The organism is Sideroxydans sp. CL21 (assembly GCF_902459525.1).
Lineage (GTDB): Bacteria > Pseudomonadota > Gammaproteobacteria > Burkholderiales > Gallionellaceae > Sideroxyarcus.
Window position 1 is genome coordinate 325,805 of record NZ_LR699166.1, and the last position, 18,433, is coordinate 344,237.

The following is an 18,433-nucleotide window of genomic DNA, read 5'->3' on the forward strand; positions in this document are numbered from 1 at the left end:
CATCGAGCATTGAACTTCAAAATAGATAATGATTTCCCCATGCCGTAATGCAATTTCCTCAAAACAATTTCCATCATCGTAAAAATGAGAAAAAGTTCTGACGGCGGCGTTGTTCATAACGCCGGGCAATTTCATTTCACGCATGATTGAAGTTCTTTGAATCTAATAAATGACAGGCGCTAAGCTACAGCAGCGTTCTGTTTAAATATATACGCAGGAATACATACCTTGCGGTGGATGGCTGACGTGCTTGATGAGCACATCGGTCAAGCTGAAGTCGTCCATCCGGATTCATTGCCGGCGTCGGATGACGCAAGCATTGTCGCGAACGCACCTTGTTCGATGTTTCATTATTGATGCGTTGACGACCTGATATTCTGCTTCTTAAGTGTTATCTTAAAATTCGAACTGCTGCCAATCAGTGTTACAACCCCCGGCTATTTGTGGTTATAGACGTGTTGTGAAAGATTGCGCCTAATGGCGAGACGGTCTGTCCGCTTTGCATCAGCTGTCGTGTCTTGTATTGAAAATTGCGGCTCATCGTTGAGCAATACAATTTGATCATTTACTCACGCGAGGTAAATCTATGAAACTTATTCTTCTTGGTGCTCCCGGTGCCGGCAAAGGGACTCAAGCCAATTTTATCCATGAAAAGTTCGGTATCCCGCAAATTTCAACCGGGGATATGTTGCGTGCCGCAGTCAAGGCGGGCACTCCGCTGGGCCATGCGGCGAAAAAAATCATGGATGCGGGCGGCTTGGTATCGGACGATATCATCATCAACCTGGTGAAGGAACGCATCAAGGACAAGGACTGTGCCAATGGCTATTTGCTCGACGGTTTTCCCCGCACAATTCCGCAGGCTGAGGCAATGAAACAGGCGGGTGTGCAAATTGATTTCGTGATCGAGATCGATGTCGCCGACAGTGAAATCATCCAGCGCATGAGCGGTCGCCGTGTGCATCCCGCCTCGGGCAGAACCTATCACATTGTATTCAATCCACCCAAGGTTGCGGGCAAAGACGATATAACCAGTGAAGAATTGGTACAGCGTCCGGACGATGCCGAAGAAACCGTCCGAAAACGTCTTGATGTTTATCACAGCCAGACAAAACCACTGGTTGCTTACTATACCGGCTGGGCCGGGTCTGGCGATACCTCTGCGCCAAAGTGCGTCAATATCCAGGGGGTCGGCAGCGTGGATGACATCCGCAACAAAATTTTCGCGGTACTCTCGGTAAAGAAAGCATGATGTACACTCAGGGCATTGGGTACTGGAAAGCAGCAAGGGAAGTAAATTGTGTGGTTAAACTCAGAGGAGGTAGTAATGAAACAAATATTCATAAACATGACAGTTGCAGCAGCGCTAATGGTTGCAGGTTCCGCAATGGCAACGGACATGCCGGCAGTGGGCAAGGCCAAATGCGGAGCCTGTCACGCCATAGATAAAAAAGTGGTTGGTCCGGCGTGGAATGACGTCGCCAAGAAGTACAAAGGTGATGCAAATGCGGCAAGCAAAATAGCAGCAAACATCACCAAGGGAGGCGAATTCGGCTGGAAGATGGGCAAAATGCTGCCCAAGGGAATGGGCGCCACTGACGCAGAAATAAAAAGTCTTTCTGAATTTATTGCGGGACTGAAATAATTCTTTTGTGGATATATGAACGCATCTGGAGCGTCGTGTCGAATCAATCGTTAACCCATGACGGGTTTTGGTTGGGCAGGATGCTCCAGTAGCAAATGCAACTGAAGCTATGCGATACGCAAATTATTTCAATCGGCCAATCTTAGGACAAATTCGCCCCATGGTATTTACTATGCATATCCTGACTGGCTAATTGATAACCAAAACCGCGCAGCGTATGCAGCAATTTCTGCTGGAACGGTTTGTCGATAAGGTCTCGAAGCAAATGCATATGCGCCCGGAGCGAATCGCTGTCCGGACGGCCTTCTCCCCAAACAATATGCTGGATGTCGTCGCGATTGACTACATGGGGAGAGCGAGCCATCAGCATCTCCAATATTCTGTAGGAGATCGGCGGCAGATCGATAGTCTTGTCGCCGCGGCGTACGGAACAAGTGAATGGATCGAGACTGAGGTCTTCCACCACCATGGTTTTCTGTTTTTGAATATATTCGCCGGACCGCCGATGCAATACTCGCAAACGTAATTCCACTTCGCGCAATTCTGCGGGCTTGATCAGGTAATCGTCCGCGCCTGCCTCAAGTCCGGCGATCTTGTCGTCCAGCGAGTCGCGTCCCGTGATCATCAATATCGGCGTGGTCTTGCCGCCTTCTTCGCGCAACTTGCGGCATAGCGTTATGCCGTCCATTCCCGGCAACATCAGGTCAAGCACGACCGCATCGTATTGGTTGACCATTGCCAGATGCAATCCGGTAATGCCATCTCCGGCAGCATCCGGGATATGCCCCCTGGCCTCCAGGAAATCGAACATGTTGGAGGCGAGGTCGCAATTGTCTTCAATAATCAGTATGCGCATATTTTTGAAATTTCACGACTATCGGTTCAATGACAATGCTGCATCCCACCTGCGACGCTGTTTTGTCGCGACCGAAACTGTTCGGGGATACAGAACACGGATGTATGCAAAACTACAGCAGAGCGCTGGCTAAATATATACGCAGGAATACATATATAGCGGGAGGTGTGAGGCTATCGCCTTCCTGGTGTAGCCAGGGATCGTCAATGAAAAATGATTGTCACAATGTAAAAAAGCAATTGATGAACCGCGAGGCTTCGTATTTCAGTTGTGTTACTGCCTCTAACTTCTCAACAGAACAAACAGAATGCCGGCATTCGGGGATATGAGGGCTGGCAAGTACAGCGCAAGTGCCAACCTACAAGAGCCGTCATAGCAAGGTTTTCAGCAATGAATCCAGTTTGGCAGGGGTGAATGGTTTTGTGATGTAGCCGTTGATGCCGAGGGCTGCGGCTGTTTCAACGTTGTCCCTGGTTGCTTCCGCCGTCACCATGATGACGGGGATGTGCTTGAGCGCATCATCTTTTCGCATCTCAGCCAAAAGCTGGATGCCGGACATCCGGGGCATATTCCAGTCGGAAATAACCAGATCGTAGCGCAGCAGTTTCAATTTCCTGAGTGCAGTCTCTCCGTTCGGGACATCGGTCACCTCATAAGCACCCAGATCGTAAATCATCGTTTTAATGACGTATCGAACGCTGGGTGAATCATCAACTACCAAAATGCGTTTCAAAATGAGCTGTCCTTCATGCGATGGTGGTCGGGCACGTCATGCGCCGCAGGGTTTCCGCTTTTCCCCGAGCTTGGCATCGAATTTTTCCCTGTTGATGATGAAGCGTTCATGTCGGCCTTTGGAGATCACCTCCACGCCGTCGTGAGCCTCGACCTGGAACACGAGTCGCCTGCCGTCCACTTCGATCAATTCAACGGTCGCCGTCACTTCGAGGCCCGGCGGAGTGGCCGCCTGGTGGCTGACATTGATGTGTGTGCCGACAGTCTGCTCGACCGGCCAGTCGATATGGGGATTGAGACATTTGATGCAGGCCCATTCCAGAAAGCCGACCATGAAGCCGGTAGCGAACACTTCCGGCATCGCGAGGAACTCTTCCGCTTCCGGATAAAGCGCCGGAACAGTTTTTGAGGACGGTACGAGGAACTTGTGCTCGTATTTGAGCCCGGGCTTCAGGGTATTTTTCATTATATCTCTCCTGGCAGAATTTATGCCGGGATACTCTTCTCCCGGGTGATGCGTATCACTTCCTGGATCCTGCGCAGGCCGCGCATGACGCTGGCAAGATGCTGGCGGCTGTTCACCTGCAGGGTGAAGTAGAGCGCCGTGTATTCGCCCTCGTTGGTGAAGTGGACGTTCTCGATGTTGGATTCGGCATCGGCGATGGCGGCGGCGACCTTGGCCAGCACGCCGCGCTGGTTGGCGACGATGAGCTTGATGCTGACCTCGAACAGTTTGTTGATGTTCTTGTCCCATACGACATCCATCCATTCCTCGCTGCCGCTGCGTCCCTTGCGCAAGGTCGGGCAGTCGTGGGTGTGCACGATGAGCCCCTGTCCGCTCTTGATGACGCCAATGATGGGGTCGCCGGGAATGGGGCGGCAACACTTGGCGTATTGAACCGCCATGCCTTCGTTGCCAAGCAGAGTGATGATGCCGCTGCCGGAACCGACTTCCACCCGATTTCCCTCACCTTCGTTCATCCTCGCCAGTTGGCGCGCGATGACCATGTTCAGGCGGCGTCCCAGACCGATATCGGCAAATATTTCCTGTCTTGATTTGGCGCTGCTTTCTTTCAGCACGCGTTCCCAGCACACATCATCGATGTCTTGCAGCTTGAGTCCGAGCGAATTGAGCGCCTGGCCGAGCAGGCGTTCGCCGAGCTTGGCCGATTCGCCGAGGTGCATGGTCTTTAATGCGTGACGTATCTCGCCGCGCGCCTTGCTGGTAACGACATAACTCAGCCAGGCCGGGTTCGGGTGCGCGAGTGTGGCGGTGACGATCTCGACGCGGTCGCCGTTGCGCAACTCGGTGCGCAGCGGAACGAGCTCGGAATTCACCTTGGCCGCAACACAGCGGTTGCCGATGTCGGTGTGCACGCTATAGGCGAAATCGACCGCGGTCGCGCCCCGCGGCAGCGCGTAGATCTTGCCTTTGGGAGAGAACACATACACCTCGTCCGGGAACAGGTCGACCTTCAGGTGTTCCAGGAACTCGACCGAATCGCCGCTCTGTGCGAGGCTTTCCAGCAGGCTTTGCAGCCACTGGTGGGTCTTCTGGTGCAGGTCGTTGATTTGCGCTTCAGAAGATTTGTACAGCCAGTGCGAAGCCACGCCGCTTTCGGCCAGCTTGTTCATCTCGTGCGTGCGTATCTGTACCTCGATGGGCGTGCCGAACGGGCCGAATAGCGCGGTATGCAGCGATTGATAGCCGTTCCCCTTGGGGATGGCGATGTAGTCCTTGAACCTTCCGGGGAAGGGCTTGTACAGGCTATGCAGCACGCCGAGCGCGAGATAGCACGAAGGGATATCCTCGACCAGGACCCGGAAGCCGTAGATGTCCAGCACCTGCGCGAAGGCCAGAGATTTGGATTGCATCTTCTGGTAGATACCGTACAGATGCTTCTCGCGCCCGCGCACCTCGGCCTTGATATGGTTCTCGTCCAGGCGCTGGCGGATCGCTTCCAGTATCTTGCTGACCACCTCGCGCCGGTTGCCGCGCGCCACCTTGAGGGCTTTCGACAGCACCGCATAGCGGTTCGGGTACAGATATTTGAAACTGAGGTCTTCCAGCTCCTGGTACAAATTATTCAGGCCCAGACGGTTCGCAATGGGCGCATAGATATCCATCGTCTCGCGCGCGATACGCATGCTTTTCTCTTTGGAAACAGCACCCAGCGTACGCATATTGTGCAGACGATCGGCGAGCTTGATGAGGATGACTCGCACATCGCGCGCCATTGCCATCAGCATCTTGCGGAAATTTTCCGCCTGGGCATCCGCCACCGTGTCGAACTTGAGTTTGTCCAGTTTGCTCAGGCCGTCGACCAGTTCGGCCACGGGCTTGCCGAACTGCTCGGCGATCTGTTCGATGCTGATGTTGGTGTCTTCCGCCACGTCGTGCAGCAAGGCCGCGGTGATGGCCTGCGCGTCCAGATGCAGCGGCGTCAGGATACGCGCGACGGCGATGGGATGGGTGACGTAGGGGTCGCCCGACTGGCGCAACTGGCCCTGGTGTGCATCACGGCTGAAGGCGAGCGCAGACTCGATCTGCGCCACATCCTTAGGCTTCAGGTAGGCAGAGACCTCTTGGAGAAGAATTTCAGCATCTGTCTGTGGCATGAGTCATGTGACAAAGAAGCCGCCGGAAGAAAACCCGGCGGCGTGCGATCAGGCCATGCCGCGATTCAGTATCTCGATCCCGACCTTGCCTTCACTGATCTCGCGCAGGGCGACAACAGTGGCTTTGTCCTTGCTGTTCTCCACCAGGTAACCGGCGCCGTTCGCCAGTTGGCGCGCGCGATAGGCGGCAGCCAGTGTCAGCTCGAAACGGTTGGGGATGTACTTCATGCAGTCTTCGACGGTGATGCGTGCCATGGTGTGCTCCTATTTGTGCAATTGATTGATGAGTGTTGCGTGACGAGTGAGTTGACTGTCGCGGTGCAGCCCGGAAGCGATGACCACTGCATCGAGTTGTTTCAAGGCCTCGTCCAGCTTGTCGTTGATAATAACATAGTCGAACTCGGCGACATGCGAGATGTCGTCCCGCGCCGCCTGCATGCGGCGGGCGATCACTTCGGCACTGTCCTGTCCGCGGCCCTGCAGGCGGGTCTCCAGGGCGGACAGGGATGGCGGCAGAATGAAGATGGAGATGACATGGGGCATCAGTCTGCGCACCTGTTCCGCGCCCTGCCAGTCAATCTCCAGCAGAATGTCTCGTTCCGAGGCAAGTTCTTTCTCTATCCACGATTGCGACGTGCCGTACAGATTGCCGTAAACCTCGGCACTTTCCAGAAAGTCGCCATGCTGCGCCATCTCCAGGAACCGTTCGCGGCTCACGAAGTGGTAGTCCTTGCCATCGATTTCGCCGGTGCGCGGCGCGCGCGTGGTGTAGGAGACCGACAGGGCGATATGCCTGTTGCTTTTGAGCAAGGCGCTGACCAGGCTGGTCTTGCCCGCCCCCGAGGGTGCGCTGACGATGAAAAGATTGCCGGACATGCTGTTCTCCTGTTCCGTTATTCGATGTTCTGTACCTGTTCGCGCATCTGCTCAATCAGGATCTTGATCTCCATCGCGCTGCGCGATACTTCCGCATCCACGGATTTCGAGCCGAGCGTGTTGGCTTCCCGGTGCAGTTCCTGCATCAGGAAATCCAGGCGTTTGCCGACCGCACCGCCTTTTTCCAGCACGCGCTGCACCTCGGCGAGGTGGGTCTGCAGGCGCGAGAGTTCTTCGTCGACATCGATCTTGCTGGCGTAGAGCGTGATCTCCTGCCGCACGCGTTCGTCGTCCTCGCTGCCCAGCGCTTCGAGCAGGCGCGCGCGCAACCTGGACTCATAAGCAACGATGGCGGCGGGAACGCGCGGGGCGACGGCTGCGCGCAGGGCCTCGATCTGGGATACGCGTTCCAGCAGGAAGGTTTTCAGTTTCTCTCCTTCGCGTTGCCGCGCGGCAGCGAATTCTTTCAACGCTTTCAGTAGCAATGTTTGCAGCGCTGCGTGCAGGGTTTCGGCCGAGAGGGCTGGGCTTTCCAGCACTCCGTTCCAGCGCAGCACATCATTCACGGAAAGTTCATGCGCATCCGGTAGTCTTTCGCGGATTTGGCTGCTCCACACCGATAGTTGCTGCACCATGACCTGATTCAGGCGGGCCGGCTCCTGTGCGGACTGGCGCACGGCGAGGTTGATGCGGCATTCCACCTTGCCGCGGCTCATTTGCGCCGCGATGGACTCGCGCAAAACGGGTTCCTGTGCGCGCAACTCGTCCGGCATGCGCAATTGCAGGTCGAGATAGCGGTGGTTGACCGAGCGCAACTCAAGGGAAAGCGAACCGGAATCCAGTTCGGCGGCGACGGAGGCAAAACCGGTCATGCTGTAAATCATTGAAGTCTCCGGCGAAGTGGAAAAAACACGGGCTGAACGGCGCGCATTATATTACGATTGCACCTAGTCACAGACTCCCAAAGAACATTGGGTGCACAAAAACACAGGGAGAAGATGAAGTTCGCTGTTCACCAGGCCAACCACATCGGCGGTCGCAAGTACAACCAGGACCGTGTGGGATATGCCTATACCAATGAAGCGCTGTTGCTGGTGCTGGCAGACGGCATGGGCGGGCATCTGCATGGCGAAATCGCCGCGCAGATCGCCGTCCATTCCTTCATGCGCGCATTCGCCCGCCTTGAGCAGCCGCGCGTAAAGGAGCCGGAAGTGTTCCTGCGCGCCACCATGCGCGCCGGTCACGACGCCATATTCGACTACGTCCGCGCCGAAAAGCTCGACGGCAATCCCGGCACCACCTGTGTTGCCGCGCTGGTGCAGGATGGGCAGATCTGGTGGGCGCATGCGGGCGATTCGCGTTTCTATCTCTTGCGCGACAATGCGGTGACGAGTGTGACGCACGATCATTCCGTGGTACAGCAGTGGGCGGACTGGGGCATCATCAGCGCTGCTGAGATGAAGACGCATCCCGACCGCAACAAGATCACCAACTGCCTGGGCGGGGTGGAAGACATGTTCTATGTCGATGTCTCCAAGCCGACTGCGACAGAGCCCGGCGACACCCTGCTGTTGTGCAGCGACGGCTTCTGGAGCCCGTTGACCGACGAGGAAATGGTGCAACTCTCGTCGGTTCAAACGTTGTCGGAAAGGCTGGACGAGCTGGTAGTTTCGGCGGTGTACCGCGAAGGCGCGCGTGCCGACAATACCACCGCGGTAGTGGCACGTTTGGGCGATGGCGAGGAGGAGCATGCCACCGACGTGCCCGTATGCATCATGCTGAACGAACGGGACTTGCCGGGGAACTTCTGAGCAAGTCCGTTATAATCCGCGCTGTTCCCTAATTTTTCGAGGTCCCAGTCATGCGTCCCAGCCAGCGTAAGCCGGATCAGCTGCGTGCTATCCGCATCACCCGCCATTACACCAAACATGCCGAAGGCTCTGTACTCATCGAGTGCGGCGACACCAAGGTCATTTGCACCGCCAGCGTCGAAGAGCGCGTGCCGCCGCACAAGAAGGGCAGCGGCGAAGGCTGGGTGACGGCGGAATACGGCATGCTGCCGCGTTCCACCGGCGAGCGCATGCAGCGCGAAGCCGCGAAGGGCAAGCAATCCGGGCGCACGCAGGAGATCCAGCGCTTGATCGGACGCAGCCTGCGCGCCGTCGTGGATCTGAAAAAGCTCGGTGAACGCACCATACAGATCGACTGCGACGTGATCCAGGCCGACGGCGGCACGCGTACCGCCAGCATCTCGGGCGCGTTCGTCGCGCTGCACGACGCGGTGAGCGGCCTGATGAGCAAAGGCCTGGTCAAAGAAACACCGCTGAAGGATTTCATTGCGGCCATTTCGGTCGGTATCTACCAGGGCACCCCGGTGCTTGACCTCGACTATGTCGAAGACTCGGCCTGCGACACCGACATGAACGTGGTGATGCTGGGCAGCGGCCACTTTGTCGAAGTGCAGGGCACGGCGGAAGGTCATCCCTTCTCGCGCGAGGAGATGGATACGCTGCTGGAACTGGCGAAACACGGCATCGGTCAGCTGGTCGAGATGCAGCAAAAAGCGTTGCAAGGCTGACGTGAAGGGAATGCATGCGCCTTGCGAGAGCCGTCGCAAGGCGATCTGCGGGCATTCCCCGTGGAGATGCCCGTCAATCGGCGATTCAGGGGCCCCCCGCCTGAAGATTGCCGTCGTCATTTGGCTAGCGGGCAGCATGGTATTGGATATTAGGCAATGAAAAAACTGGTCATCGCATCGAACAATCCCGGCAAGTTGCGCGAATTCCAACACATGCTGGCTCCGCTCGGCATCGAAGTGTTGACGCAGGCGCAACTCGGCATCTCCGAAGCCGAAGAGCCGCACTGTACGTTCGTCGAAAACGCGCTGGCGAAGGCGCGCCACGTCAGCCGTGAAAGCGGCCTGCCGGCACTGGCTGACGATTCCGGCATCTGCGTCGAAGCGCTGGGCGGAGCACCCGGCGTGATCTCCGCGCGCTATGCGGGAGACAAGCGCGACTGCGACACGTTACTGGCGGAGCCAGCCGCCTGCGGGAGCAGTCGCAAAGACGCCTCATCACTGACCCCTGAAGCTTTGCGCGAACTGGCGAGGCGGCAATCCGATGTGCGCAACAACGAGAAACTGCTGCGCGAGATGCAGGGCGTGGCCGACCGCCGCGCGCATTATTACTGCGTGCTAGTGCTGGTGCGCCATGCCGACGATCCGCAACCGCTGATCGCCGAAGGCGAATGGCAGGGCGAAATATTCCATGAGGAGCGCGGTGAGGGCGGCTTCGGCTACGATCCGATGTTCTGGCTGCCGCAGTTCGGCAAGACGGCGGCGGAACTGACGCACGACGAGAAGGCGCAGATCAGCCATCGCGCCAAGGCGCTGCAGGTGCTGATGCAGCGCTTCCCGCGCGCATGAGCGAGCAGCCGCTGCAACCGTTCGGCATCAAATCGCAGCCGGTAAATTTCAGGGCGCTGCCGCCGCTGTCGCTGTATATCCACATTCCTTGGTGCGTGCGCAAATGCCCGTATTGCGATTTCAATTCGCACGAGGCGCGCGGCCGAATGCCGGAGCGTGAATATGTCGCGGCGCTGGTGCGCGACCTGGAAATGGCACTGCCGCTGATTTGGGGGCGCAAGGTATATACCGTGTTCTTCGGCGGCGGCACGCCCAGTCTGCTGAGCGGGGAAAGCGTGACGGAGATTCTGCGCCAGGTACGCATGTTGCTGCCGCTCGATATCAACGCCGAGATCACGCTGGAAGCCAATCCCGGCACGGTGGAGGCGGACAAGTTTGCCGCGTTCCTCGAGGCGGGTGTGAACCGGCTGTCGCTTGGTATCCAGAGCTTCAACGACGCCCATCTGCAGGCGCTGGGTCGCATCCATTCCGCCGATGAAGCCAGACGCGCGATCGGGATTGCGCAGCAGCATTTCGACAACATCAACCTCGACCTGATGTATGCGCTGCCGAACCAGACTCAAGAACAGGCATTGCAGGACGTGCAGGCCGCGCTGCAATTCAAGCCGCAACATCTGTCCTGCTATCACCTGACGCTGGAACCGAACACACTTTTCGCGCACCATCCGCCACCGTTGCCGGACGACGATGCGAGCAGCGACATGCAGCAATCCATCGAAGCGCTGCTTGCCGCACACGGTTACGAACACTATGAGACTTCGGCGTTCGCGCAGCCCGGACGACGCTCGCGGCACAACCTGAACTACTGGCAGTTTGGCGATTATCTGGGCATCGGTGCGGGTGCCCACAGCAAGCTGAGTTTCCACGACAAGATATTGCGCCAGGCGCGTTACAAGCAGCCGCAAGCCTACATGGAGGCGGTAGCAAGCGGCCAGCCGGTGCAGGAAGCGCATGAGGTGTCGCATAACGATATCGCATTCGAGTTCATGATGAATGCGCTGCGTCTGAACGAAGGGTTCGACATTGCCCTGTTCACCGAACGCACCAGTCTGCCGTTGTTCTCGATACGCCATGAGCTGGCCGAGGCAGAGCGGCGGGGATTGTTATTCCAGGACCACAAAAAAATCGCCCCGACAGAATCGGGGCGACGGTTTTTGAACGACTTGCTGCAGGTATTTCTGCGGGAAAGAAATTGAATTAAATTCCCCTGCCCCTTGGATCGGGTATTTCATTGGGATTGAAGTCGTTCTCTTGATAACAGTGCCGCAAATAGGCAGCTTTCATATTGCCATCGAACTTCAGGTTCTTTGCATTTTGATTGCAAGTTGCTTCTTTTTCCCTTTGTCCGATTAACTCGGAGTTCTGGCGGGTAGCCACCTTTTTCAAACAAGATGTTGTGTAAGCTTGGCGTTCTTTGAAATTGGTGAACTTAGCGGCTGTGTTTGCGCAATCGTTGCCTTGATGTGCAAAAGCGGGAGATGCAATTGTGACAAGCAACAAACTCATTAGTGCGATGAAGTATTTCATGTTGACTCCTTAGAGAGAGATTTGTAGAAAGAAAATTAACACTACAACTACAAATGTTATTCTAATGGAATTAACGTAAAATTTACATAAATTTTACACAAAATTTACATTTGTTCTCCAAGGCCACTTTGGGGTATCCGTACCCTCCCCTTGTCTGAAAACAAGGGGATGGTGCTGAATTACATCTTCGGATGCGGATTTGACTTGTCAAAGTCGTTTTCCTTATAGCAGTGATTCAAATATTCTTCTTTTTTCTTGCCTTCAAGCTTCATGTTTTCGGCATTGGTATCGCAATGCTGTCTTTTGTCATGCAGGTCTTGCTCGTAGGATTTTTCTTCATCTACTTTTTTCAAACAGGACTTCATGAATTCTGCGCGTTTGGCTGTGTCCGTGATCGTGGCGGCTTGTTTATCGCAATCGTTGGTCGATTCATGTGCAAAGGACGGAGTAGCGAAAGAGGCAAGCAACAAGCAGGTTAGTGCAATGAGGTTTTTCATGTCAGCTCCTTGAATTGAAATTATAAAAAGACAATTAACGGCGCAACGAAATCGTCACTGAAGCAATGAAGCAATTTAACGCATTTTTAACAGTATAGACCTAATGGCTATTAATGGGTTTTTTGCGGAAAACAAGGTCCCAAACGCCATGTCCCAGTTTGAGTCCGCGCAATTCAAACTTGGTGAGGGGCCGATATGAAGGGCGCGGGGCGTAATCTGACGCGGTATTTTGCAGCAACGGCTCGGCGCTCAATACTGCCAGCACCTGCTCGGCGTAATCCTGCCAGTCGGTGGCGACGTGGATATAGCCGCCGGGCTTGAGCTTCCTGACCAGTTGTGCGATGAACGGAGACTGGATCAGGCGGCGTTTGTTGTGGCGCGCCTTGTGCCAGGGGTCGGGGAAGAAGATATGGACGCCGTCCAAAGTATCGTCGCCAATCATGTCGCGCAGCACTTCCACTGCATCGTGCTGCATGATGCGGATATTCCTGAGTTGCCCGGCATCGATCAGTTTGAGCAGGTTGCCCACGCCGGGAGTATGTACTTCCAACGCCAGATAGTCGTTCTCGGGATGCGCCTGTGCGATGGTCGCCGTACTGTCGCCCATGCCGAAGCCGATCTCCAAAATGACCGGAGCAGTGCGACGGAAGGTTTGTACGAGGTCGAGCGGACGAGCAACGTAAGGGATTCCGTAACGCGGCTGCAGGTTGTCAATGGCGCGCTGTTGCGCGACGGAAACGCGGCCCTGACGCAGTACATAGCTGCGGATGTGGCGATTTTTAAGATCAGTATGGTCAGTCATGGGGAAAAAGGCCGTCCGCAGATTTTGCAAATTTCACAGATTTCATGAATTCTAATCTGCGTGAATTTGCAAAATCTGCGGATAAAGGGTTAGCTGCGTGTCGAAGAGATGATGCCCGCCGTTGGCGAACTCGGGCTGGCGCTATACAGCTTCTTAGGCATGCGTCCGGCGAGGAATGCCTCGCGTCCTGCTTCCACGCCCTTTTTCATGGCCGAGGCCATCAGCACGGGGTCTTTCGCTCCGGCGATGGCGGTGTTCATCAATACACCGTGGCAACCCAGTTCCATCGCGATGGCGGCATCGGAAGCCGTGCCCACGCCCGCATCCACGATCACCGGCACCTTTACGCGCTCCATGACGAGCTGCAGGTTCCACGGGTTGAGAATGCCCATGCCGGAGCCGATCAGCGAGGCCAGCGGCATGATGGCGACGCAGCCGATGTCTTCCAGTTGCTTGGCTACGATGGGGTCGTCCGAGGTGTAAACCATCACCTGAAAACCTTCCGCCACCAGCGTCTTTGCCGCGGCGATGGTTTCGATCACATTCGGGTACAGCGATTGCGGGTCGCCCAGCACTTCGAGCTTGACCAGACTGTGCCCGTCCAGCAGTTCGCGCGCCAGGCGCAGGGTGCGCACCGCATCGTCGGCGGTGTAGCAGCCTGCAGTGTTGGGCAGCAGAGTGTATTTCGACGGCGGCAAGATCTCCAGCAGGCTGGGTTCGTTCGGATTCTGGCCGATGTTGCTGCGGCGTATTGCGATCGTGATGATCTCAGCACCGCTGGCTTCGATTGCCGCTTTGGTCTCGGCAAAGTCCTTGTATTTGCCGGTGCCGACCAGCAAGCGGGAAGAATAATTTTTACCGGCGATGACTAATTTATCGTTCATTTATGTTTTCCAGATGATTGCTTAGCTCTGCATGACAGTCTGAGCAAATCGTCAGACAGTGCCAATTCAGCCGTTGTTTATCCACCGCCAACGGCGACGACGATCTCGAGTTTGTCACTCGCCGCCAACTGCCGGGTGGCGAAGGTGCTACGCGGCACGATCTCGCCATTGCGCTCCAGCGCGATGCGTTTGCCGGTAAGCCCCATCTCATCAATGAGGGCGGCAACGGTTGTGTTCTCTGGAAACTGGCGCGGTTCGCCATTGATGCTGACGGTGATCACTTTTAATTTGGCGCTCAATTTTAAGATGCAATGAAGTTGATGTAGGGATCGAACCCTCGTATGCAGCTTGGGAAGCTGCCGTTCTACCATTGAACTACACCCGCGATACTCGATGATTTTACGCAGGTTACAGACAATACTCAAATCAACAGTGTCCTTACAGTGTGAAACAGTGCGGACTCCACCGTGGAGAATACTGTTCAAGGGTTGAGTTTGTTTCTACGGTGGTACGAATTTCGGGGCGATTGCAGTGATTGTGGTGACGGTCTATACATTCTTTCATGTTGTGGATACCGAATTTGTCTGGCACGATCCAATTTCTGGATAACTGCTATCGGGTGGAGCGGACACCCATTGATGGTCAGGTTTCTTAGGGAAAAACAATGCGTATATTCCAATTCGTTTTATTAATACTTCTGGTCGCATTTTGCATAACAGCGAAAGCGGCTGATGTATTTTCAGATGGCCATAAAATTTATTTGGAAGGTGAAATTAGAAAAGGCGATGCTGAACGTTTTGCCGCTACATTAATAGAGATGGTAAAGACAGAACTTATTCCAAATTCTTTGTGGGTTAGTTCAAATGGAGGCGATATTAATGAGGCCATGAAATTGGTTTCTCTTATCAAAGGAACGCGCCTTCATGTCTTTGTATCGAAGGGCAAAGTGTGTGCGAGTTCCTGCTTTTTTGTATACCTTGCGGGCATAGAACGCAATGCTCAAAATATTACAAATGATGATGGAACTTTATTGCCTCAGGAAAAGCGTGATAGATACTACGGGGGTGTAGGAATACATCGCCCATATTTTAAAGACCCATCAGGAAACATTGAATCCGAACATAACCAAATACTACTGATGCATAAGGTTAAGTCATATTTGGAAGAAGAGGGTGTCTCCGAACATTTGATTGACACGATGATGACACACCCGTCAAATGATGTATATTGGCTTAACAGCAAAGATTTAGAAGATATTGGCGAGTACCCCCCAGATGTAGAAGAAGTCGCAATATCAAAGTGCAACTACATAAGAATGCAGAAAATGTATGAACAAAAAATGAGCAAAGAACAATTTAGTATAATTTATATGTGCATTTTGGATAATGTTTTAGACAAATATGACCGCCCGCGATTTGATTATTTGGTTAAATTAAATACAGGTTGGAGACCTTGGAAAAAGTAATCCACTAAGAGCATTCCAAAGCAATAAAAAAACATTCGGTTGTGAGGTTGCCAAATTTCATATCCAATTAAATTTCAATACTCCGGTATCAATGTGAGGTTCAAATGAAAAAGTATTTACTGATTGCAATGCTTCTTTCCTCATCATATTCAATAACAGTATTTGCTCAATGCAGAAGTTCTAATGTCTGCGATAACTATGGAAATAACTGTCGAGTTAAAGACATTTGCGATAACACACTAGACATTCCTTCAACAAAATTACCACTAATCCAACCTTTACCTTCAACGGAACTAAAGCCATTGCCATCCTTAGAACTTCCACCTATTGGAACTTCAAAGTGCGAATACTTGCAAGTAAACGGTCGTTGGCAAAATATTTGTCACTAATATCGATATATTGAGGGTAATTTAGAAATATAAACGTTCAAAGAAATTGCATGGAGTTACCGCAGTATTTAGGGAGTGATAGGTGGATACCGAGGAAGCAAGTTGTTAGTCGAAGCTAGTCTTCTGAGGTCGAAGGAACTCCGCGTGTGGATTCATGAGCAAACCAATGAACTCATTTTGCCAAATTCTGAACGCATACGCATCGGTGCTGCTGCCCTCCATCTTGCACAAGAACACCACGATGCAATCATCACGTTAATTGACAAACTGCTTTACGGTTCAGCCTTTGCTCTCATAAGGGTACAGCTTGAAGCGTATGCTCATGGCCTTTGGCTATTGAATTTCGCAACAGACACCGAATTGCAGAACTTCATGAAAGGGACCTGCCCTAAATTAGAACAGATGATTAAGAAAATTGGTAATGCTCCGGAAACAGGAGGAGCATGGCTTAAGGTTAACAAGGAAACAAACTCGCCACAATTTAACCAGCTCACACATGGTGGTGCATCTCAAGTCATCAGAAGAATCACAGAAGTCGGAATCGAATCTAGTTATCCAGATGATGAGCTTGCCAGGTTGCTTGATTTTTCGGTCGAGATAGAAATCCGTGTAGCTGCTGAGCTCTTTGCATTAGCAGATATGGAAACGTTACTGGCGGAATTGGAAAAACAGGCAACTGTTTTTCGCAACTCACACAAACTCAACCCTTGAACAGTATTCTCCACGGTGGAGTCCGCACTGTTTCACACTGTAAGGACACTGTTGATTTGAGTATTGTCTGTAACCTGCGTAAAATCATCAAGTATCGCGGGTGTAGTTCAATGGTAGAACGGCAGCTTCCCAAGCTGCATACGAGGGTTCGATCCCCTTCACCCGCTCCATTCGCATGGCCTCGTCAAGAAACCCGATTCCCATTCAGATGTGACGCTCCATTATTCCTTGCGCGCATGCTCGATCAGCGAAATTCACGTAGATAGTACTGTTCGAAAGAACACATCGCCCAATGAAGCAGGCGCGATGATGACAGGTCCCAGTTATGCTCAGCGGATACGCCAGGAAGCATGGCAGCTTACGCAAGCACTGGTCAGGTTGGGCAACAGAGCCAGTGCGCGGTCGCGTTCTCCCGCCTGTGCCGCCTTGGCAAATTCGCTGGCGGCGCGGTGGCCTTCCATGCCCAGCGCACGCATGGCTTGTGGCATATGCGGCCCCGGGCGTGCATCGAAAGGCTTGTCCCTGTTCCGGCCTTGGACGGAAAGACCGAGTTGTTGTTCGGCGACTGCACCGGCTTCCTTGAACTTGTCTGTTGCGACCAGTCCGAGAATCTCGTTAAGCGCCACCAGATTGGCGAGCATCTCTTGTCGTAGCGTCTCCTGCGCTGGCGGCGGCAGGGTGGCCAGTTGGCGTTGGTCTTCAGCCATTAACGGGCCCGCCAGCAGCAAGCCAGCGAGCCACAGAGGGCGCAGACAGTCTGCTTTCATTCGTGAAACTCGTGCCAGAGCGCGTTGACTACGGCGAACAGTATGGCCATTGCAAGGCCCAACATCCAGGTGAAATACCACATGCGAATCTCCTTGAATTTAATAAGCGGAATGATCGTTAGTCTCGATGTAGGCGTTGGTGACCTTGCCCGCCATCATCTTGTATGCCCAACCGGTGTATGTGATGACGATGGGTGTGAAGATCAGCGCGGCCCAGAACATCACTTCCAGGGTCAGGTGGCTGGAGACGCTGTCCCATACCGTCAGGCTGGAGCGCGGATCGCTGGACGAAGGCATGATGAAGGGAAACATGGCGACACCGGCAGTGCCGATGACGCCAAGTTCAGCGACACCGCTGGCGATGAAGGCCAGCACCGGCTTTTTCGCCCAGGCAAACAGCAGGGCCAGCAGGCCGCCGACGAAGGCAGCGCCCGGTACTGCCCAGAGTGCAGGATGCCTTGCAAAATTGTCCAGCCATGCGCCCGTCTGAATTTCGACTGTCTTGTCCAGCGGGTTGGGCAATGCGCCGGGATCAACCACCGAGGTGATGACATAGCCCGGCATATCCGAAGCAACCCAGATACCGGCAATGGTGAAGGCAGCCAGCATCACGGTGCCAAAGATCAGCGAAGCTTTTCTGGCGCGTGCGTAAACATCACCCTCGGTGCGTATCATCAGATAGTTCGCGCCGTGGAAAGTGAGCATGGACAGGCTTACGACGCCAGCCAACAGGGCGAACGGATTGAGCAGCCCCCAGAACGTGCCTGTGTAGACCGGCATCAGGTTGTCTTCGAAGTGAAAGGGGACGCCTTGCAGCAGGTTGCCGAACGCGACACCGAAGATCAGCGCGGGTACGCTGCCGCCGACGAACAGGCCCCAGTCCCAGGCGCTACGCCAGCGCGGATCGGCCACCTTGGAACGGTAGTCGAAGCCGACGGGACGGAAGAACAGCGCCCACAAGACTATCAGCATGGCCCAGTAGAAGCCCGAGAAGGCAGTCGCATAGACGAGCGGCCAGGCGGCGAATATGGCGCCGCCGGCAGTGATGAACCAGACCTGGTTGCCGTCCCAATGCGGGCCGACGGTGTTGATGACGACGCGGCGTTCCACGTCGCTTTTGCCGACGAAAGGCAGCAGCGTGCCCACGCCCATGTCGTGGCCGTCCATGACTGCAAAGCCGAGCAGCAGCACGCCGACCAGCAGCCACCAGATGATTTTCAGGGTTTCATAATCGAGCAT

General features: G+C 54.3%; 23 protein-coding genes and 2 tRNA genes. 9 read left to right on the forward strand and 16 right to left on the reverse strand.

Annotation, left to right across the window (positions count from 1 at the left end; genetic code table 11):
* Positions 1-586: 586 nt before the first annotated feature.
* Positions 587-1,252 carry an adenylate kinase gene (adk, locus tag QOY30_RS01585; protein WP_283742888.1) on the forward strand — a complete coding sequence of 222 codons (666 nt, stop codon included), beginning with the start codon at positions 587-589 and terminating at the stop codon, positions 1,250-1,252.
* A gap of 75 nt (positions 1,253-1,327) precedes the next feature.
* A complete protein-coding gene (locus QOY30_RS01590) occupies positions 1,328-1,645 on the forward strand; it encodes a c-type cytochrome (RefSeq protein WP_283742889.1) in 318 nt (105 codons plus the stop codon).
* A gap of 142 nt (positions 1,646-1,787) precedes the next feature.
* Here QOY30_RS01590 and QOY30_RS01595 read toward each other — a convergent pair whose 3' ends face one another.
* From QOY30_RS01595 to QOY30_RS01625, 7 genes are all read right to left on the reverse strand, one after another.
* A complete protein-coding gene (locus QOY30_RS01595) occupies positions 1,788-2,501 on the reverse strand; it encodes a response regulator transcription factor (RefSeq protein ID WP_283742890.1) in 714 nt (237 codons plus the stop codon).
* 370 nt (positions 2,502-2,871) lie between these two features.
* The gene (locus tag QOY30_RS01600; protein WP_283742891.1) at positions 2,872-3,234 is read right to left on the reverse strand and encodes a response regulator; all 363 of its coding nucleotides are present in this window, start codon (positions 3,232-3,234) and stop codon (positions 2,872-2,874) included.
* 36 nt (positions 3,235-3,270) lie between these two features.
* Positions 3,271-3,699, reverse strand: a complete 429-nt coding sequence (locus QOY30_RS01605; RefSeq protein ID WP_283742892.1) for a thioesterase family protein — start codon at positions 3,697-3,699, stop codon at positions 3,271-3,273.
* Between the two features lie 20 nt (positions 3,700-3,719).
* Positions 3,720-5,852 (reverse strand): RelA/SpoT family protein, encoded by a 2,133-nt coding sequence (locus tag QOY30_RS01610; RefSeq protein WP_283742893.1) that lies wholly within the window; start codon positions 5,850-5,852, stop codon positions 3,720-3,722.
* A 48-nt stretch (positions 5,853-5,900) separates the two neighbouring features.
* Positions 5,901-6,107 (reverse strand): DNA-directed RNA polymerase subunit omega, encoded by a 207-nt coding sequence (gene rpoZ / locus QOY30_RS01615; protein WP_283742894.1) that lies wholly within the window; start codon positions 6,105-6,107, stop codon positions 5,901-5,903.
* A 9-nt stretch (positions 6,108-6,116) separates the two neighbouring features.
* Positions 6,117-6,728, reverse strand: coding sequence for a guanylate kinase (gene gmk, locus QOY30_RS01620; protein ID WP_283742895.1), 612 nt, complete (start codon positions 6,726-6,728; stop codon positions 6,117-6,119).
* A gap of 17 nt (positions 6,729-6,745) precedes the next feature.
* Entirely contained in the window at positions 6,746-7,612 is an 867-nt protein-coding gene (locus QOY30_RS01625) for a YicC/YloC family endoribonuclease (protein WP_283742896.1), read from the reverse strand.
* An 87-nt stretch (positions 7,613-7,699) separates the two neighbouring features.
* On the opposite strand from QOY30_RS01625, the gene QOY30_RS01630 reads away from it, so the two are divergent.
* From QOY30_RS01630 to hemW, 4 genes are all read left to right on the forward strand, one after another.
* Positions 7,700-8,539: a PP2C family protein-serine/threonine phosphatase gene (locus QOY30_RS01630; protein WP_283742897.1), complete on the forward strand. Its 840-nt coding sequence runs from the start codon at positions 7,700-7,702 to the stop codon at positions 8,537-8,539.
* A 50-nt stretch (positions 8,540-8,589) separates the two neighbouring features.
* On the forward strand, positions 8,590-9,306 hold the full coding sequence (gene rph / locus QOY30_RS01635) for a ribonuclease PH (protein ID WP_283742898.1): 717 nt from the start codon (positions 8,590-8,592) through the stop codon (positions 9,304-9,306).
* Between the two features lie 156 nt (positions 9,307-9,462).
* Positions 9,463-10,152, forward strand: a complete 690-nt coding sequence (gene rdgB, locus QOY30_RS01640) for an RdgB/HAM1 family non-canonical purine NTP pyrophosphatase (RefSeq protein ID WP_283742899.1) — start codon at positions 9,463-9,465, stop codon at positions 10,150-10,152.
* Complete coding sequence (gene hemW / locus QOY30_RS01645; RefSeq protein WP_283742900.1) at positions 10,149-11,348, forward strand: radical SAM family heme chaperone HemW; 1,200 nt, start codon at positions 10,149-10,151, stop codon at positions 11,346-11,348. The genes rdgB and hemW overlap by 4 nt, the downstream gene beginning before the upstream one ends.
* Position 11,349: 1 nt before the next feature.
* Here the strand turns inward: hemW and QOY30_RS01650 are convergent, their stop codons facing one another.
* The 6 genes from QOY30_RS01650 to QOY30_RS01675 all read right to left on the reverse strand — a co-directional run bounded on the left by QOY30_RS01650 (position 11,350) and on the right by QOY30_RS01675 (position 14,244).
* On the reverse strand, positions 11,350-11,679 hold the full coding sequence (locus tag QOY30_RS01650; protein WP_283742901.1) for a hypothetical protein: 330 nt from the start codon (positions 11,677-11,679) through the stop codon (positions 11,350-11,352).
* Positions 11,680-11,858: 179 nt separating this feature from the next.
* On the reverse strand, positions 11,859-12,176 hold the full coding sequence (locus tag QOY30_RS01655; RefSeq protein ID WP_283742903.1) for a hypothetical protein: 318 nt from the start codon (positions 12,174-12,176) through the stop codon (positions 11,859-11,861).
* Between the two features lie 100 nt (positions 12,177-12,276).
* A complete protein-coding gene (gene trmB, locus QOY30_RS01660) occupies positions 12,277-12,978 on the reverse strand; it encodes a tRNA (guanosine(46)-N7)-methyltransferase TrmB (protein WP_283742904.1) in 702 nt (233 codons plus the stop codon).
* Positions 12,979-13,067: 89 nt separating this feature from the next.
* A complete protein-coding gene (locus QOY30_RS01665; protein WP_283742905.1) occupies positions 13,068-13,862 on the reverse strand; it encodes a thiazole synthase in 795 nt (264 codons plus the stop codon).
* 77 nt (positions 13,863-13,939) lie between these two features.
* Positions 13,940-14,143 carry a sulfur carrier protein ThiS gene (gene thiS, locus QOY30_RS01670; RefSeq protein ID WP_283746005.1) on the reverse strand — a complete coding sequence of 68 codons (204 nt, stop codon included), beginning with the start codon at positions 14,141-14,143 and terminating at the stop codon, positions 13,940-13,942.
* Positions 14,144-14,180: 37 nt separating this feature from the next.
* Positions 14,181-14,244 (reverse strand) — tRNA-Gly (locus tag QOY30_RS01675).
* 282 nt (positions 14,245-14,526) lie between these two features.
* Between QOY30_RS01675 and QOY30_RS01680 the strand changes: the two genes are divergently transcribed.
* From QOY30_RS01680 to QOY30_RS01690, 3 genes are all read left to right on the forward strand, one after another.
* Positions 14,527-15,327: a hypothetical protein gene (locus QOY30_RS01680; RefSeq protein WP_283742906.1), complete on the forward strand. Its 801-nt coding sequence runs from the start codon at positions 14,527-14,529 to the stop codon at positions 15,325-15,327.
* A 533-nt stretch (positions 15,328-15,860) separates the two neighbouring features.
* Positions 15,861-16,427: a DUF6988 family protein gene (locus tag QOY30_RS01685; RefSeq protein WP_283742907.1), complete on the forward strand. Its 567-nt coding sequence runs from the start codon at positions 15,861-15,863 to the stop codon at positions 16,425-16,427.
* 96 nt (positions 16,428-16,523) lie between these two features.
* A tRNA-Gly gene (locus QOY30_RS01690) sits at positions 16,524-16,597 on the forward strand.
* Between the two features lie 159 nt (positions 16,598-16,756).
* Here QOY30_RS01690 and QOY30_RS01695 read toward each other — a convergent pair.
* The 3 genes from QOY30_RS01695 to cydB are packed head-to-tail and all read right to left on the reverse strand — an operon-like array spanning position 16,757 to position 18,433.
* Positions 16,757-17,194 carry a hypothetical protein gene (locus QOY30_RS01695; protein ID WP_283742908.1) on the reverse strand — a complete coding sequence of 146 codons (438 nt, stop codon included), beginning with the start codon at positions 17,192-17,194 and terminating at the stop codon, positions 16,757-16,759.
* Positions 17,191-17,277 (reverse strand): cytochrome bd-I oxidase subunit CydX, encoded by an 87-nt coding sequence (gene cydX / locus QOY30_RS01700; RefSeq protein WP_283746006.1) that lies wholly within the window; start codon positions 17,275-17,277, stop codon positions 17,191-17,193. Before cydX ends, QOY30_RS01695 begins: the two co-directional genes overlap by 4 nt.
* A 16-nt stretch (positions 17,278-17,293) precedes the next feature.
* A complete protein-coding gene (gene cydB, locus QOY30_RS01705) occupies positions 17,294-18,433 on the reverse strand; it encodes a cytochrome d ubiquinol oxidase subunit II (protein ID WP_283742909.1) in 1,140 nt (379 codons plus the stop codon).

Coding starts and splice junctions, on each gene's coding strand:
- adk (WP_283742888.1), top strand. CDS start 587: ATGAAACTTATTCTTCTTGGTGCTCCCGGTGCCGGCAAAGGGACTCAA.
- QOY30_RS01590 (WP_283742889.1), top strand. CDS start 1,328: ATGAAACAAATATTCATAAACATGACAGTTGCAGCAGCGCTAATGGTT.
- QOY30_RS01595 (WP_283742890.1), bottom strand. CDS start 2,501: ATGCGCATACTGATTATTGAAGACAATTGCGACCTCGCCTCCAACATG.
- QOY30_RS01605 (WP_283742892.1), bottom strand. CDS start 3,699: ATGAAAAATACCCTGAAGCCCGGGCTCAAATACGAGCACAAGTTCCTC.
- QOY30_RS01610 (WP_283742893.1), bottom strand. CDS start 5,852: ATGCCACAGACAGATGCTGAAATTCTTCTCCAAGAGGTCTCTGCCTAC.
- rpoZ (WP_283742894.1), bottom strand. CDS start 6,107: ATGGCACGCATCACCGTCGAAGACTGCATGAAGTACATCCCCAACCGT.
- gmk (WP_283742895.1), bottom strand. CDS start 6,728: ATGTCCGGCAATCTTTTCATCGTCAGCGCACCCTCGGGGGCGGGCAAG.
- QOY30_RS01625 (WP_283742896.1), bottom strand. CDS start 7,612: ATGATTTACAGCATGACCGGTTTTGCCTCCGTCGCCGCCGAACTGGAT.
- rph (WP_283742898.1), top strand. CDS start 8,590: ATGCGTCCCAGCCAGCGTAAGCCGGATCAGCTGCGTGCTATCCGCATC.
- rdgB (WP_283742899.1), top strand. CDS start 9,463: ATGAAAAAACTGGTCATCGCATCGAACAATCCCGGCAAGTTGCGCGAA.
- hemW (WP_283742900.1), top strand. CDS start 10,149: ATGAGCGAGCAGCCGCTGCAACCGTTCGGCATCAAATCGCAGCCGGTA.
- QOY30_RS01650 (WP_283742901.1), bottom strand. CDS start 11,679: ATGAAATACTTCATCGCACTAATGAGTTTGTTGCTTGTCACAATTGCA.
- QOY30_RS01655 (WP_283742903.1), bottom strand. CDS start 12,176: ATGAAAAACCTCATTGCACTAACCTGCTTGTTGCTTGCCTCTTTCGCT.
- trmB (WP_283742904.1), bottom strand. CDS start 12,978: ATGACTGACCATACTGATCTTAAAAATCGCCACATCCGCAGCTATGTA.
- QOY30_RS01665 (WP_283742905.1), bottom strand. CDS start 13,862: ATGAACGATAAATTAGTCATCGCCGGTAAAAATTATTCTTCCCGCTTG.
- QOY30_RS01680 (WP_283742906.1), top strand. CDS start 14,527: ATGCGTATATTCCAATTCGTTTTATTAATACTTCTGGTCGCATTTTGC.
- QOY30_RS01695 (WP_283742908.1), bottom strand. CDS start 17,194: ATGAAAGCAGACTGTCTGCGCCCTCTGTGGCTCGCTGGCTTGCTGCTG.
- cydX (WP_283746006.1), bottom strand. CDS start 17,277: ATGTGGTATTTCACCTGGATGTTGGGCCTTGCAATGGCCATACTGTTC.
- cydB (WP_283742909.1), bottom strand. CDS start 18,433: ATGCTCGATTATGAAACCCTGAAAATCATCTGGTGGCTGCTGGTCGGC.